This window comes from Kineosporia rhizophila (assembly GCF_021277265.1).
In the GTDB taxonomy this organism is placed as follows: Bacteria; Actinomycetota; Actinomycetes; order Actinomycetales; family Kineosporiaceae; genus Kineosporia; species Kineosporia rhizophila.
This window is the reverse complement of the sequence record NZ_JAJSOH010000026.1, coordinates 1-14,834: the sequence shown is the minus strand read 5'-3', so window position 1 is coordinate 14,834 and position 14,834 is coordinate 1. Positions and strand designations below refer to the sequence as shown.

Annotated in this window: 9 protein-coding genes; 2 read left to right on the top strand and 7 right to left on the bottom strand. The window is 72.9% G+C overall.

Going from position 1 to position 14,834, the window contains the following annotated elements:
* Window position 1 precedes the first annotated feature (1 nt).
* The 5 genes from LWF15_RS27775 to mftD (LWF15_RS27755) all read right to left on the bottom strand — a co-directional run bounded on the left by LWF15_RS27775 (window position 2) and on the right by mftD (LWF15_RS27755) (window position 9,381).
* Window positions 2–2,572 carry a tetratricopeptide repeat protein gene (locus LWF15_RS27775; protein ID WP_232813904.1) on the bottom strand — a complete coding sequence of 857 codons (2,571 nt, stop codon included), beginning with the start codon at window positions 2,570–2,572 and terminating at the stop codon, window positions 2–4.
* 57 nt (window positions 2,573–2,629) lie between these two features.
* Complete coding sequence (locus tag LWF15_RS27770; protein WP_232813903.1) at window positions 2,630–4,861, bottom strand: tetratricopeptide repeat protein; 2,232 nt, start codon at window positions 4,859–4,861, stop codon at window positions 2,630–2,632.
* Between the two features lie 27 nt (window positions 4,862–4,888).
* Window positions 4,889–6,013, bottom strand: coding sequence for a tetratricopeptide repeat protein (locus LWF15_RS27765; protein WP_232813902.1), 1,125 nt, complete (start codon window positions 6,011–6,013; stop codon window positions 4,889–4,891).
* Between the two features lie 4 nt (window positions 6,014–6,017).
* Window positions 6,018–7,955, bottom strand: a complete 1,938-nt coding sequence (locus LWF15_RS27760) for an HSP90 family protein (RefSeq protein ID WP_232813901.1) — start codon at window positions 7,953–7,955, stop codon at window positions 6,018–6,020.
* A gap of 208 nt (window positions 7,956–8,163) precedes the next feature.
* Window positions 8,164–9,381 (bottom strand): pre-mycofactocin synthase MftD, encoded by a 1,218-nt coding sequence (gene mftD / locus LWF15_RS27755; protein ID WP_232813900.1) that lies wholly within the window; start codon window positions 9,379–9,381, stop codon window positions 8,164–8,166.
* Window positions 9,382–9,418: 37 nt separating this feature from the next.
* On the opposite strand from mftD (LWF15_RS27755), the gene mftD (LWF15_RS27750) reads away from it, so the two are divergent.
* A complete protein-coding gene (gene mftD / locus LWF15_RS27750; protein ID WP_269810944.1) occupies window positions 9,419–10,621 on the top strand; it encodes a pre-mycofactocin synthase MftD in 1,203 nt (400 codons plus the stop codon).
* A gap of 31 nt (window positions 10,622–10,652) precedes the next feature.
* Here the strand turns inward: mftD (LWF15_RS27750) and LWF15_RS27745 are convergent, their stop codons facing one another.
* Both LWF15_RS27745 and LWF15_RS27740 read right to left on the bottom strand, forming a co-directional pair.
* Window positions 10,653–12,065 (bottom strand): FAD-binding oxidoreductase, encoded by a 1,413-nt coding sequence (locus LWF15_RS27745; protein WP_232813898.1) that lies wholly within the window; start codon window positions 12,063–12,065, stop codon window positions 10,653–10,655.
* A gap of 248 nt (window positions 12,066–12,313) precedes the next feature.
* Window positions 12,314–12,784 (bottom strand): universal stress protein, encoded by a 471-nt coding sequence (locus LWF15_RS27740; RefSeq protein WP_232813897.1) that lies wholly within the window; start codon window positions 12,782–12,784, stop codon window positions 12,314–12,316.
* A 74-nt stretch (window positions 12,785–12,858) separates the two neighbouring features.
* On the opposite strand from LWF15_RS27740, the gene LWF15_RS27735 reads away from it, so the two are divergent.
* Window positions 12,859–14,292, top strand: coding sequence for a DNA polymerase IV (locus LWF15_RS27735; RefSeq protein ID WP_232813896.1), 1,434 nt, complete (start codon window positions 12,859–12,861; stop codon window positions 14,290–14,292).
* Window positions 14,293–14,834 lie beyond the last annotated feature (542 nt).

The window sequence follows — 14,834 nt, the reverse complement described above, 5'->3', positions numbered from 1 at the left end:
CTCAGCTGAGCGACTCGGCCCGCTCGCGGGCCTGCTTGGCGTCGTGGTGCCGGTCGAGCTGCTCGTACACGTCGCCGAGGGCGTGCAGCACCTGGCCCAGCACGTCGGGGTGCTCGGTCAGGATCTCGGCGGCCCGTTCCATCAGCGGCCGGGCCTGTTCCGGCTGCTCGCGGTTGAAGTGGATGCCGGCGGCCAGCATCAGCGCACGCCCGGCGGGCACCGCCTCGTCGATCGCGGCGAACTCACCGGCCGCCTGCTGGGCCAGCTTCAGCGCCTCGTCCTCGTGATCGGTGACCAGCGCCCGGGCCAGGGAGTCGAGCAGGTCGGCGTGCTCGAACGCGGCGGCCGGGTGCTCGTCGGCGGCGGCCCGGGCGGCCCGGTCGATCGCCTCGCGCAGCACCTCGGCGGCCCGCTCGTCGTCGTCGGCCACACTGAGCGCCCGGCCGTGCATGTGCATGGCCCGGATCACCCACATCGGGTCCTCGTCCTCGAGGTGCCGGGCCGACTCGACCGCCCCGGCCAGCACCGTGATGCCGTCCTCGTCGCCGGTCTCGGTCATCAGGTCGCCCAGCGCCAGCGCGGCGCGGGTGGCCACCAGCCAGTCCTGCGCCTTGGAGGCCAGGGCCACGGCGTCGCGGTAGGCGTCCAGGGCGTCCTGCAGCTCCTGCATGGCCACCGAGCCCTGGCCGATCCGGCGCAGGGTCTCGGCGCGCTCGGAGTCGGGGGCACCGGTGGCGGTCTGCCGACGCAGCACCTCGCGCGCCTCTTCCACGCCCTCCTCGGCCCGGCCCAGGGCCTGCAGCAGCGAGCCCAGCTCGAGCCGGGCGACGAGCTCCTGGGGCAGTTCGGCCAGCGCCGCCTCGCGGATCGCGATCCGCCAGCGCTCGATGGCCAGGTCGGCCTTGCCCGCGTCCTGGGCCAGGTGGGCGGCCAGAGAAGCGGTGGTGGAGGCCCATTCGCGCGCGCCCAGCCGCAGACCGATGGCCAGGCTGGCGTCCGCCGCGGCCAGACCGGCGTCGTACTGGTCGTCGGCACCCAGCAACTGGGCCTTGGTGCGCAGCAGGGCGGCCCGCCGGCCCCGCCCGCGGCCCTTCTCCAGTTCCGGGTCGGCCAGCGCGGTCTCGGTCATTGCGAGCGCGGCGCCCAGGCCGTCCTGGGCGGCGACCGAGAAGATGCCGGCCAGCACCTCGTCGCTCTCGGCGGCGGCCTCGAGCCGGGCCCGGAGCCCGGCGATCGTGGCGATCTGGGCGGCGGTCAGCGGCTCACCGCCGGGGGCCTCCCCGAGCGCGTCGGCAGCGGCCAGGATCTGCTGGGCCTGGCCGCGCTCGTCCATCGCCAGCAGGTCGTCGGCCATGGTGAGGCGGCCGTCCAAGTCGTCCGGCAGCACGGCGGCGGTCGCGTCGGTGCGGTCGGTGCCCACCCGGGTGGCCCCGATCGGCAGCTCGTAGGAGACCTCGGCCAGGGCCTCGTCCTCGGCCAGCCGGGAGGCGTACCACTGGTTGCCGTTGCGCCGGTCGAACTGGGCGGCCAGGTCGGTGGCGGCGGCGTGGGCGGCCTTGCGCAACTCGCTCACCGTCCACGGCCCGGTGTGCTCGCCGAACACCTTCTGCAGCTTCGGGTCCGAGGCCGCGCTGACGGTCTGGCCGCCGGCCCCGGCCCGCTCGGCCGCCCCCAGCAGCACGGCGGCGCTGGACAGGGCCTCGAAGTGGGCCTCGGCGTTCAGGCCGTCGTGCACCAGCCAGCCCAGGTGCCGCTCGAGGATGTCCAGACCCCGGGCGGCGTTGCCGGTGACCGCGCAGAACCGCAGGTGCTGGGCGATCATCGGCAGGTGGTCGGCGTTCCCGCGGGCCATCCGGTAGCCGCGCAGGTGCAGCTGCCGCGCCCCGTAGACGCCCTCCACCCGGCCCGCCCGCAGCAGCGGCAGCAGCGCCTGGGCGATCGTGTTCTCCGGTTCGTCCCCGCAGGTCATGCCCTGCTGGAAGATCTCGTCGGCGAGGGCCAGCCCGTCCGCGTCCTTGCCGATCGCGTAGTGGTACTGCGCCTCCTCGGCCCGCACGCAGGTCTCGCAGTGGCTGTAGTTGTCGCGCGGGGTGCGCTTCAGCTCGCCCAGCCACCGGCCGGCCTCTTCCAGCCGGCCCTGCCCGACGGCGGCCTGGAAGCGGGCCTGCAGCACGCCGGAGACGCCCACGCCCTCCTTCACGTACTGCTCCTGCATCGCCTCGATCGCCGCCTCGACGTCGGCGAGGGAGAACAGCGGGCTGCCCATCAGCGAGCTGACCACGTGCTTGTGGTACCAGAGCAGGTCGAAACCGCCCACCTGGAGCGGGAAACGCTGGGGGTCGGCGGCGTTGCGGCCGACGCACCAGGCGAACGCGGAGAGCTGGGCGTCGGTGTCGCCGAGCATGCTGGCCGAGGGCAGCAGCCGCAGCCGCGCCGCGTAGGCCAGCTGGTCCAGGCCGTTCTCGTCGGCCAGGGCCACCGCCTCGTCGATCAGGGCCCGTTCACCGGGTCCGAAGGGCATGGCGTCGATCTCGCCGAAGAGCTGCTCGATCCGGGCCTCGGCGCTCTGCATGAGGGCGGTACTCCTAGGTGGTCTCGGGGGGTGTGGTCGGCTTCTGATCAGCCTTGGTCAGCCCAGGAGGCCGGCGGTGGTGCGCAGCCGGTCGGCGCGGGTGCGGGACAGGTGCGCCTCACCGGTGCGCCCGAGCCTCTCCTGCAGCTCGGCCAGCGAGTCGAGGCACTTCACCAGCACCTCGGGACGCTCGGCGGCGAGCTGGGCGGCCCGCTCCATCAGGGTCAGGGCCTGGCCGGGCTGGTCGTGCTCGAGCATCGAGGCCGCGCGCAGCAGGGCGCGCCCGGCCTCGGACCGCGCGGAGGCGGCGGCGAACCCGTCGGCGGCGCGCCGGGCCAGCTCCACCGCCTCGTCGCGGCGGGTGGGGTCGGCGCTGACCGCCCGGGAGATCGAGTCGAGCACGTCGGCGTGCTCGTAACGGATCGCCGGGATCTCCTGGGCGTCGTCGGCCAGGTGCAGGGCCTCGCGCAGCACGCGCTCGGCCAGCTCGTCCTGGTGCATCGCGCCGAGCGAGCGGCCGAGCAGGTGCAGCGCGCCGATCTGCACCTGCGGATTGCTGGTCAGGTTGCGGGCCGAGACCACGGTGCCGGCCAGCACGGTCAGGCCCTGCGGGTCGTCGCGGGAGAGCAGCAGCTCGCCCAGGGCCAGGCCGTAGCGGGTGCTGGCGGCGTGGTCGCCGGACCGGGAGGCCAGGGCGATGGCGTCGCGGTAGTTGGCGCGGGCCGCGGTGAACCGGCCCTGGGCGGCCTCGGCCTGCCCGAGCTGGTGGTGCCCGACGGCCAGCTCGGACGGCGGGGCCCCGGCCACCCGCAGCTGGCGCAGCGCCTCCTCGATCTCGAGACCGGCCTCCTCGGCGCGGCCCCCGCGGAACAGCGCCGCGCCCAGTTCCAGACGGAACGACGGCTCGGCGGCCAGTTCGGCGGTGGCGGCCTCGTCCACCGCCACCCGGCAGAACTCGATCGCCGCCTCGTCCTCGCCCATGGTCATCGCGGCCAGCGCCCCGAACCGGGCGATGCTGATGGTGAGCTCGCGGTTGCCCAGGCCGAGGGCCAGCCGCAGCCCCTCGCGGGCGGCCGACAGCGCCCGGGCCGGTTCCTTGTCGGCCAGGTTCTCGGCCTCGGCCCGCAGCCGGCGGGCCTCGGCGTGCAGCTGCTCGGCCGGCACCGGCAGCACCGGAGGAGGCGACGGGCGGGTGTCCAGGGGCACGTCGTAGCGGGTGTTGAGCAGTTCCTCGTCCTGCGCGAGCCGGCGGCTCTCGAAGTCGTTGCCGTTGCGCTGGTCGAACCGCTCGGCCAGGGCGGCGGCCCGGGCCCGCAGGGCGACCAGCAGCTCGCGGATCGTCCAGGGCGCGGAGGCGATCACCGGCTGGTCGCCCGCCCCGGCCTGCTCGACCGCGGTGAGCAGCACCACCGCGGCCGAGAGCAGGTCGAGGTGGGCCAGCTGGTTGAGCCGGTCGTGCTCGAGCAGCCGCAGGTGCTGGACCAGGATCTCCAGACCGCGGGCCTCGTTGCCGGTGACCGCGCAGAAGCGCAGGTGCTGGGCGATCGCCCGGAGCCGGTCGGGGCTGGAGCGGATCAGCCGGTAGCCGCGCAGGTGCAGCCGCCGGGCCTCACCCGGGCGGCCGGCCCGCAGCAGCGGCAGCAGGGCGTGCGCCATCGCGTTGGCCGGCTCGTCGCCGCAGCTCAGGTCGTTGGCCAGGATCTCCGCGGTGAGCGCGAGCCCGGCCTGGTCGTGCCCGGCCAGGTAGTGGAACTCCGCCTCCTCGGCCCGCGAGCAGGTGAAGCAGTGGCTGTACTCGTCGCGCGGGGTGCGCCTGAGGGCGGCCAGCATCCCGGCCGCCCGCTCGGGCCGGCCCAGGCCGAGGGTGGCCTGGAACCGGGCCTGCCAGACGGCCGACATCCCGGCCCCGGCCCGCAGGTACTGCTCCTGCATCGCCTCGAGGGCCGACTCCACGTCGTCGAGCGTGAACAGCGGGCTGGCGGTCAGGGCGGCCACCACGTGCTTGTGGTACCAGAGCAGGTCGTGGTCGCCGACCTGGAGCGGGAAGCGCTCCGGGTCGGCGGCGTTGCGGCCCACGCACCAGGCGAAGGCGGACAGCTGGGCGTCGGTGTCACCGATGCGGGCGGCCGAGGCCAGCAGCCGGAGCCGGGCCGCGTAGCCCCACTCCGGCAGGTCGTGCTGGTCGGCCAGGGCCACGCACTCGTCGAGAAGCGCCCGTCCGGCTACGCCGAACGGGGTTGCGTCGACCCGCGCGAGCAGGTCGGCGAGGCGCTTCTCGACGGCATCCATGCCATCTCCCGGGGGTTGGTCCAGTGGTTACTGGTTCTGCAGCGTGCGCATGTGCTCGGACATCTCCTCGGCCGCCCGGGCGTCTTCAGTACGGCCCAGCTGGGCGTAAGTGGCGGCCAGGATGTCCAGGCAGCCGACCAGGTGCTCGGGCTCGGCGGCGAGCACGGCGGTGGCCCGCTCCAGGAACGGCACCGCGTCGGCCGGCCGGTCGGCCGAGGTGAGCAGCCGGGCGGCCAGGGCCAGCGCCCGCCCCGCGTCCACCTTGGCGTTGATCCCGGTGAAGGTGTCGGCAGACTTCCCGGCGCACTCCACCGCATCGTCCAGCCGGTCGGGGTCGGCGCCGCTGATCAGCAGGGCCAGCCCGTGCAGCACCTCGGCCCGGGCGGCACTGACCGCCGGGTGCTCCGAGGCCGGCGGGGTGGAGGCCAGCTGCAGCGCCTCGCGCAGCACCTCCTCGGCCCCCTTGGCGTCCGAGGCCCGGCCCCGGGCCCGGCCCAGCAGGTGCAGCGAGTCGATCAGGCCGAGCAGGTCGCCGTGCGGCTGGCGGGGCGGCTCGACGATGACGATCGGCTCACCGGCGGCGGCCTCGCTGAGGGCCAGCCGGTACAGGTCGGCGGCCTCCTGGTAGCGGTGCAGCTCCAGGGTGGCCTGGGCGGCGGTGCGCGACAGCTGCACGCAGAAGCCGTGGGCGCCCAGGTCGAGCCCGGTGCGCAGGGCCTCCTCGGCGGTGTTCAGCATCTCCTCGAGCTGCCCGGCGCCGGCCAGCATCCAGGCCTTGGCCCGCAGCAGGGCCGCCCGCTGGCCACGGTTCCAGCCCTCCTTGGCCAGCTGCTCGTCGACGATCGCGGCGACCTGCAGCGGGTCGGTGTCGTCGGGGGCGGCGACCACCGGGGCCAGCGCCTCGTCCAGCTCCGGCGGGGAGTCCCGACGGGCGCGGGCGGTGGCCAGCCGCTGGTTCTGCTCGTCGGTGAAGGTGGTCTTCAGCAGCATCCGGCGGGTGGCGATCAGGTCCAGGAGCTGCCCGGCCAGGCCGAACTCCTCCAGCACGAGAAGGCACTCGACCCGGTCCAGCAGGACGTCGGTGTCGATCGACCGGGCGGGCCGGCCCTCGGGGCGGCCGGTGTTCTGGGTGGGGCTTTGCGTGGTGTTCATGCGATCAGTTCTCCCCGGGGGCGTCCGGCATGTCGCCGAGGTCCGCGCCCAGCCCGGCACTCAGGTGCACGATGTCGGTCAGTGCGTCGGTGAGCGAGGCCCGCTCGACCGCGCGGAGCGGGCGGTGTGCAGCCAGCAGGGCCTGCACGTGAACCACCCTTACGGTACGGGCCAGCAGCAGCTCGTCCTCGCTCTCGGCCAGTGCCCGTACCAGCCGATTGCGCCAGTTGAGGCAGAGCTGGCCGGCCGCACCGACCGTCTCCGCCTCGCCCTCGGACGCGTTCTGGGCGTCCTGTGCGTCGTCGATCCGCTGCAGGATCGACGCCCACATCCCGCTCCCGGCCTCCTTCGCCCGCTGCCGCTGCAGCCGGCGGAGCACCCCGGCGTCGGCGATGTGCAGGGCGGGGAGGGTGTCGGGGGCGAACGACCGCACGAGCACCGTGCAGTCCAGATCCTTGAGGGCCGCCTCGGCCCGGGCCTGCAGCCGCTGCGCGGCCGGGCGCTCGGCCAGCGGCGGCACGTCCAGCGAGGCCAGCTCGTCGGTGATGGTGACCGTCTCGACCACGGTGCCCGGAATCAGGTCGGGCAGCCGGCGCAGGATGTCGGAGTCGTAGACGTAGCCGCCGTTGATCACCGGGGCGTCCGGCCGGGCGATCGCCGCGATCTGCCGGAACTCGTCGACCGTCTCGGCGAAGCGCAGCGGGTCGCCCCGGCGCAGCAGCTCGCGGTAGGTGGTCTGGCCGTTGCTGGTCTCGATCGGCAGCCAGGGCACGATGAAGCCGGCCAGCTCGTCGTCGTGCAGCACCAGCGCGCGCAGGGCCAGGTGGTGCACGCCCAGGAAGGTGCTGAGCCGGACCGGGTCGCGGTTGGCCATCGTGGCCACCCAGCGGCGCAGGGCGGCGCCGAGCTCGGCCCGGGTCTCCTCGAGCGCGTCGTCCTGGATCAGCGACTCGCGGCTGGCGGTGGGCCGCAGGCCGGTGGTGTCGACCACGCAGCGGGCGAAGAACGCCCACTCCGGCAGCAGGTCGTCGACCCGCTCGGACAGCAGCATGCCGCGCAGGTAGACCCGGGTGGCCTGGCGGGCGCCGGGGGAGGGGGCGAAGGGCAGGACGAACGCCGTGCCCCGGGTGCCGGTGGCGGGCACGTGCAGCGGGATCGCGTCGAGCGGGTCGGCCCCGACCAGTTCGCGGCCCAGCGCCATCAGCCCGGGCGAGGGCAGCAGGAACGGCTGGGCGAAGAGCGGCTCGCCGCTGACCGTCTGCTCACCGCCGCCGGGCAGGTCGACCCGGACCGGCACCGGCAGGTAGGCGCCGTACCGGGAGGCCAGGTCGAGGACACCGGCCGCGGAGGTCAGCGCGCCCTCGCCGGTACCGGCCGACCGCGGCCGCAGCCGCACCTGGGTCCCGGTCGCCAGCCCACCGGGACCGACGACGTCCAGAATTTCTGCCTCGGTGATCTCACGCACCGTGAACGTGCCGTCGGCGCTGCCGACCCACTCGACCGGCGGCTCGCCGCCGGCGCTGCGGGACAGCACCCGGATGTCGTCGCTGACCATGAAGCAGCTCAGCAGGCCGATGCCGAACTGGCCGAGCCGGTCGGTGCGGGGCAGGTCGAGCACGTCGCGTTTCGAGCTGCGACCGACCGTGGCCAGGAGCTCGCCGACCTCGGCGGCGGTGAGGCCGATTCCGTTGTCGGTGAAGACCAGTTCGCCCCCCGGGGCGGCCGCCGGGGTGATCCGGATGACCCCGGGCGGGGCCCCCGGCAGGGACTGCCGCGCGGTGATCGCGTCGACCCCGTTCTGCAGGAGTTCCCGCAGATACACCTGGGGGCCGGAGTAGATGCTGCGGCTCAGGAGGTCGACGATGCCCCGCAGGTCGACCTGGAACGGCCGGGCTGCGGGCGGTGACGCCGGGGCCGGGGTCGGCTCGGGGGTGGTCGGCACCTGCGAAAGCCTAGGGGGTCACTGGGGTTTGTCCGAAACCGCCATGGGTATGAAATACACCTGTTTCGATCACTCTGTGGCGCGGTTTCCTTACCCGGGCCACCCGCTCCGGCGCCGCAGAGCTGGAGAGCCCCCGGAAACCAGCGCACTGTCTTGGTTTCCGGGGGCCGATCAGGGGGTGCCGTGCTGGTTCACCGCTGGTGGGCGGTCAGGCCGACTGCACTGCGGCCTGCACCACTTTCTGCGCGGGCGTCACTCCGAGCGACCGGGTGAAACCGTCCGGAACGATCACGTCGTCCGCGGTGACCTGGTGGATCGAGGAGTGCCCGAGGCCGAGCACGGCCGAGTCGATGCCGCCGCGCAGGATGTCGATCACGTTCTCGACGCCGGCCTGCCCGTTGGCGGCCAGGCCCCACAGGTAGGCGCGGCCGATCATCACGGCCCGGGCGCCCAGGGCGATCGCCTTGACCACGTCCGAGCCGCGGCGGATGCCGCCGTCGAGCACCACCTCGACGTCGTTGCCGACGGCCTCGGCGATGGCCGGCAGGGCGCGGATCGGGGCCGGGGTGCCGTCCAGGTTGTTGCCGCCGTGGTTGGACACCGAGATCGCGGTGACCCCGGCGTCGACGGCGCGCCGGGCGTCGTCCACCCGCATCACACCCTTGAGCATGAACGGCCCGTCCCACTGCTCCCGCAGCCAGGCGATGTCTTCCCAGGTAGGCAGCGGGGTGCCCATCCACTCGCCGTAGGCGCCGAAGAAGGTGGGGGCCGGTCCGCCGTCCGCCGGGGCCAGGTTCGGCGTGGTCAGGTCGGGGATGGCGCCGGTCCGGCCGAACTCGTACAGCCACTTGGGCCGGCGCAGCACCTCGGGGGCGAAACGGATCGCCGTCCTGAGGTCGATCTTGTCCGGGATGCTCGGCGAGCCCCAGTCCCGGCCGTTGGAGAACGACCAGTCGGTGGTCATGATCAGGCCCTTGGCCCCGGCGGCGCGGGCGCGCTCCATGCGCTGCACCAGCACCTCGCGGCTGCCCACCCAGTACATCTGGAAGAAGGTCCGGTCGTTGACCGCCGCCACCTCCTCGATGGACTTGCTGGCGAACGAGCTCAGGCCCATGGTGATGCCCCGGTTGGCGGCCGCGCGGGCCACCGCCACCTCGCCCTCGGGGTGCACGGCCTGCACGCCGGTGGGGGAGATCATCACCGGCAGGTCCAGAGGCTGGCCCATCACCGTGGTGCTCAGTTCGCGGGCCTGCGACAGCCCGGCGATGTGCGGGGCGAAGCCCAGCTCACCGAAGGCGTTCAGGTTGTCGTCCACGGTGAGGCCGCGCTCGGAGCCGGCCACCAGGGCCATGTACACCGACTTGGGCAGCCGCTTCTTCGCACGCCGCTGGGCTTCGGCGACCGTCTCGAACCATGCGTTGGCCATAGGTGTGCTCTTTCTCTTCTTCGAGACCGCTGTCCGGATGTGCTGGCTCTATATTGGCACGTGGTGTCAATATAGGCCGGTGAGACTCCGCGATCCGTGGTTCGAGAGCGTCGCCGAGGCCCGTCGGCGGGCCCGCCGACGGTTGCCCGAGCCCGTCTACAAGGCGCTGGTCGCCGGGTCCGAGCGCGGGCTGACCATCGAGGACAACGAGCGGGCGTTCGCTGAGCTGGGGTTCGCGCCGCACGTGGCCGGGCTGTCCGCGCAGCGGTCGCAGCAGGTCACGGTCATGGGGCAGCGACTTGCCCTGCCGGTACTGATCTCGCCTACCGGCGTTCAGGCGGTGCATCCGGAGGCCGAGGTGGCGGTGGCCCGGGCCGCGGCTTCCCGGGGTACGGCGATGTCGCTGTCGTCCTTCGCCAGTCGCCCCCTTACGGAGGTGGTGGCCGCTAACCCGGTCACGTTCTTCCAGACGAGCTGGACCGGCTCCCGGGAGCACGTGATGGCCGGGGTAGAGCGCGCGGCTCGCGCAGGTGCGGCAGGACTCGTCCTCACTTTGAACTGGTCGTTCTCAGAAGGGCGCGACTGGGGCTCGCCGTCGATCCCCCTACGAATAGACCTGCCTACGGCGGTCCGATTCGCTCCCGCCGTGCTGGCGCGGCCCGCGTGGTTGTGGGACTGGGTGGCCGCCGGGAAGCTCCCTGACCTCACGGTGCCGAACCTGGCCGAGCCGGGCCGTCCGCTACCTACGTTCTTCGAGGCTTACGGGGCATGGAAAAGCACCCCACCGCCCACATGGGAGGACGTCGCGTGGTTGCGTTCGCAGTGGAACGGCCCCTTCATGCTCAAGGGGGTAACCCGAATTGAGGACGCCCGCCGCGCCTTGGACGCGGGGGTCACCGCTATCTCGGTGTCCAATCACGGGGGAAACAACCTCGATACCGAGCGCGCCGCCGTCCGCAGTCTTCCTGCCATCGCCGAGGCGGTCGGCGGGGAGATCGAAGTGCTTATGGACGGGGGGATCCGTCGCGGTTCCGACGTGGTCAAGGCGCTGGCCCTGGGGGCGCGCGCAGTACTGATCGGCCGGGCCTACCTCTGGGGGCTCGCCGCGAACGGCCAGGCCGGGGTGGAGAACGTGCTCGACATCCTGCGTGGGGGCATCGACTCCGCCCTCCTGGGGCTCGGGCGTTCCTCCGTGACCGAGCTGAACCCGGGCGACCTCGTGGTGCCGCCCGGGTTCTGAGCCTTCAGGTCCGGTGCCTCGGTGCTGACCGCTAGTGGCGAACCACCTGGCCGACCCGGAAAGTGCCCGCCGGGTCGTAGGAATCGGCCAGATCGGCCAGGCGCTTGCGGGTGCTCTCGTCGTAGCTGCTGACCCGCTCGGCCGCGGTGAGGTCGCTGGAGAAGTTCGGCATGAAACCGCCCGTGCTCCATCGGGCCAGGGCCGCCGTCATGGCCTGGGCCTGCGGCTTGACGATCGCCGCGATCTCGGGGGCGAGCACACCGGCGGCGAAGAACGAGTAGCCCGCCTCACGATGGCTGAAGGCGTCCGCATGCTCCGGCTCCTTGGCCAGAACGCCACCCAGACGCCGGATCTCGGCCACCAGCTGCACCGAGCCGGAACCCGGGCCGGTCACGCGCAGGATCTCGTCGACGGCCTCGGTGGGCAGTTCGCTCAGCAGAGTGGCCTCCTCCGCGACCGGCATCGGGTCGACCGGGTCGGCGTGGACGGCGCCGATCGCGGCGAAGGGCATCGGGCCCACCGCGTCGATCAGCGGGGTGCCCAGTGCGCGCATCGGGGCGAACAGTTCGGCCGCCTCGGGCTCGGGAGCGGTGCTGGTGTAACGGATCCCGACGGTCATCCGGCCGGCCAGCGGCGGCGGGACCGCGGGCAGCGGCGGCAGCTGGAAGATCGCGATCGAGGTGTTGGCGTGCTCGGGCAGGTTCAGGCTCCAGGCCCGCCAGGCGTGCAGGACACGGCCGGTGACCTCGGCGTCACCGGCGTCGAGGTAGATCGCCCCGCCGTAGAAGCCGCTCAGCGGAAGCAGTTCCAGCTCGACCGCGGTGACGATGCCCAGCGTGGCCTTCCCGCCGCGCAGACCCCAGAACAGCTCCGGGTTCTCGGTCGCGGTCACCCGGCGCAGCTCGCCGTTGCCGGTGACCAGCTCGAAGGCCCGGACCAGGTCGGAGGCCAGGCCGTAAGTGCGCGACAGCGGGCCGATCCCGCCGCCGGTGAGGAAGCCGACCGCGCCGACGCCGGGGGCGGAGCCGACGATCGGGGCCAGGCCGTACGGGGCGGCGGCCTCGATCACCTGCTGCCAGATCACCCCGGCCCCCAGCCGGGCGGTCCGGGTCTGCGGATCGATCTGCACATCGTTCATCCGGCCGGTGTGGACCAGCAGCACGTCGGCCTTCTCGACGTCCTGCGCGGTCAGGCCGGTGGCGCCGTGGCCGGTGCACTGGACCGCGACCCGCAGGCCCTGGTCGGTGGCGAAAGCGACGGTGCGGGAGATGTCTTCGGCCGTCTCGGCCAGGACGACAGCCTGCGGCGTGACCGTCTTGGCCACGTTCCACGGGGTCGCGACGGCGTACCCGGGGTCTCCGGGCAGAGCCAGGACGGTGGTGCCGTCAGGCCGGGTGAGGTGCTCGCGCAGCTCGGCCAGGTCGTTGACGGTGGGGGTGCTCATGGTGGGAGGCCCTCTCGGTCTTCCGGTGGTCACGGACGTTGCCGACGGAAGTGGAGCACGCTGGGAGAGGGCCCGATGCACCGAGAACCGCCAGATCTTCCGGGTTTCGGCATCCGGGCAGGTCAGCGGCGATCTTTTCGGTCCTGCCCCTTCGGGCACGGCTGCCCGACCGGGAAGCCGGGATTGCCCTGCGTGGAGGGGGGTTCGGCGCAGGGCGACCGGGTGGACCCGGTCTGGATCCGGAGGGCTCAGGGGACGACGGTGACCGGGCAGCTGGCGTTGCGCACCAGGTGCACGGCGAGGGAGCCGACGAACCGGTGCCCGGCCTGCTTGGAGGCGCCCACGATGATGGCGTCGGCGCGGCGCTCGGCGGCGATCTGGTTCAGCGCCTGGAACGGGCTGCCGGTGCACTCGATCAGCTCGGCGTCGAGCTGCGGGCCGGGCTCCTCGGCGAGCATCGTCATCTCCCGGCGGAGCTCGGCGGCCACCTCGTCCTCGGCCTCCTCGATGGCGGCGGTTCCCGGGCCGGGGGCGAACGCCGTCATCGTGCTCAGCTGACGCACGTAGACCATGATCAGGTAGGCGTGCGAGCGCCGGGCCAGGCCCACCGCGTAGGCGCGGGCACGCAGCGAGCTCTCCGACCCGTCGACGCCGACCAGCATGATCAGGCGCCTGGGCGTGGCCTCGGGAGAGAGGTCCGGAATGTCCGAGCCAGACATGTGGGCCATGCTAGCGGTGCTGCGCCGCGGGTGCCGGGCCAAGACTGTCGGACCCTTTGGGTACAACTGTGGGTATGCGAACGCGACCGGTGATCCTCCACCTGGATCTCGACGCGTTCTTCTCCGCCGTCGAACAGCTGCACAAGCCCTCGTTGCGGGGCAAGCCGGTGGTGGTGGGTGGCACCGGCCGCCGCGGCGTGGTGGCCACCGCCTCCTACGAGGCCCGCCGCTTCGGCGTCGGCTCGGCCATGTCCATCATCGAGGCGCGCCGCCGCTGCCCCAACGCCGCCTATCTCACCCCGCGGTTCCACGCCTACCGCGCGGCCTCGCGGGTGGTCATGGGTCTGCTGGCCGAGGTGTCCCCGCTGATCGAGCAGATGTCGGTCGACGAGGCCTACGTCGACCTCACTCCCACCCACCCGGGCATCGACGTGCCCGGCGTCACCGAACTGGCCGAGGAAGTCCGCCGGCGCATTCGCGAGGCCACCGGCCTCACCGCCTCGGTCGGGGTGGGCACCAGCAAGCTGGTGGCCAAGATCGGCTCTGACCTGAACAAGCCCGACGGCCTCACCGTGGTGGCCCCGGGCACCGAGCGGCAGACCCTGGCCGCCCTGCCGGTGCGCCGCCTGCCCGGCATCGGCCCGGCCACGCAGGAGCGCCTGCACAAGTTCGGCATGCACACCGTCGGCGAGGTGGCCGAGGCCACCGAGAAGGAGATCGTCGGCATCCTCGGCCAGGCCCACGGCACCGCCGTGCACCAGCACGCCCGCGGCATCGACAACCGCGAGCTTGAACCCGAGCGCGACGCCAAGTCGGTCTCCGCCGAGGAGACCTTCTCCCGCGACCTCACCGACCGCCGCGAGCTGAACGAGCACGCCCGCCGCATGGCCGAGCGGGTGGTCGGCCGGATCACCAAAGACGGGCTCTGCGCCCGCACCATCACCATCAAGGTGCGCAGCTACGACTTCAGCACCATCACCCGCTCGTTCACCCTCGACCAGCCCACCGACTCGCTGAACAAGATCATGTCGAGCATCCGCCACCTGCTCGACGCCGTCGACGTCAGCGACGGCATCCGCCTCCTCGGCGTCGGCGTGGCCGGCCTCACCGACTTCGCCCAGACCGACCTGCTCTCCGACCTCCTGGCCGAGGTGGGCGACGAGCCCGACGAACGCCTGCCCGTAAGCCCGCCGGTGCTGGCCACCGTGATGGGCGGCACGCCGGAGAAACTTCCGCTGGAGAGCGAGAAGCAGCCCAGTGCAAAAGGTTTCGGCTGGACGGCCGAGCTGGAGGAAACGACCACCAGTGAGCCCGACGCCTCCGGCGTCCCCGAGTGGCGCCCCGGCCAAGACGTAGTGCACACAGAGCGAGGCCCCGGCTGGGTACAGGGTGCCGGCCTGGGCAGAGTGACGGTGCGCTTCGAAGGCCCGCACACCGGCCCAGGCCCGATCAAGACCTTCCGCGCCGACGACCCGGACCTGAGCCTGGGCGAGCCGCCCGTCTGGTGACGTCGCAACGGGAAGCCCCCGGTCCGGCGAGCCGCAACGGGGCCGCCCGTCTGGTGGGGCTGCCGACGGCCGGAATCACCTCCACCTGACCGCCCGGCCGGGCACCAACGCCGGAAAAGGGCTGAGAGTAGGGTCGTTGGGAAGAGTGACGGTGCCTTTCGGAGGCTGCCCCACAGGCCGGGGGCCCAAGCGCAGGTCGACGACCCGAAGCTGAGCCTGAGCGAGCCATCCGGCTCAAGGGCTGGGCCGCCGGAGACTACGTGTAAACAAAGCCTGCTCTGACCAGACTTTGTTTACACGTAGAGCCTGGTCCGCCACCGAATACTGATCGCTGTGCCACTCCGGCTCACCGCGCCGGGCGGTCTATCATCCGGCCCCACCAGGTTGGCCCTACCACCAGACCACACCACTTGGCCCTATCTCCCGGCCCTACCGGTTGAGCACGACTCCGACACCGGCCGTCATCAGCAGCCCGACCAGCCGATCCCGCCGACCGCCCCCTGAGCTGGCCGCACTGACTGGTCCCGCCAACGGCCGCACCA

What these genes read in the sequence shown, in the direction of transcription:
- LWF15_RS27770 (WP_232813903.1), bottom strand. Translation starts at nt 4,861, where the DNA reads ATGGATGCCGTCGAGAAGCGCCTCGCCGACCTGCTCGCGCGGGTCGAC.
- mftD (WP_232813900.1), bottom strand. Translation starts at nt 9,381, where the DNA reads ATGGCCAACGCATGGTTCGAGACGGTCGCCGAAGCCCAGCGGCGTGCG.
- LWF15_RS27775 (WP_232813904.1), bottom strand. Translation starts at nt 2,572, where the DNA reads ATGCAGAGCGCCGAGGCCCGGATCGAGCAGCTCTTCGGCGAGATCGAC.
- LWF15_RS27740 (WP_232813897.1), bottom strand. Translation starts at nt 12,784, where the DNA reads ATGTCTGGCTCGGACATTCCGGACCTCTCTCCCGAGGCCACGCCCAGG.
- LWF15_RS27745 (WP_232813898.1), bottom strand. Translation starts at nt 12,065, where the DNA reads ATGAGCACCCCCACCGTCAACGACCTGGCCGAGCTGCGCGAGCACCTC.
- LWF15_RS27765 (WP_232813902.1), bottom strand. Translation starts at nt 6,013, where the DNA reads ATGAACACCACGCAAAGCCCCACCCAGAACACCGGCCGCCCCGAGGGC.
- LWF15_RS27735 (WP_232813896.1), top strand. Translation starts at nt 12,859, where the DNA reads ATGCGAACGCGACCGGTGATCCTCCACCTGGATCTCGACGCGTTCTTC.
- mftD (WP_269810944.1), top strand. Translation starts at nt 9,419, where the DNA reads ATGTGCTGGCTCTATATTGGCACGTGGTGTCAATATAGGCCGGTGAGA.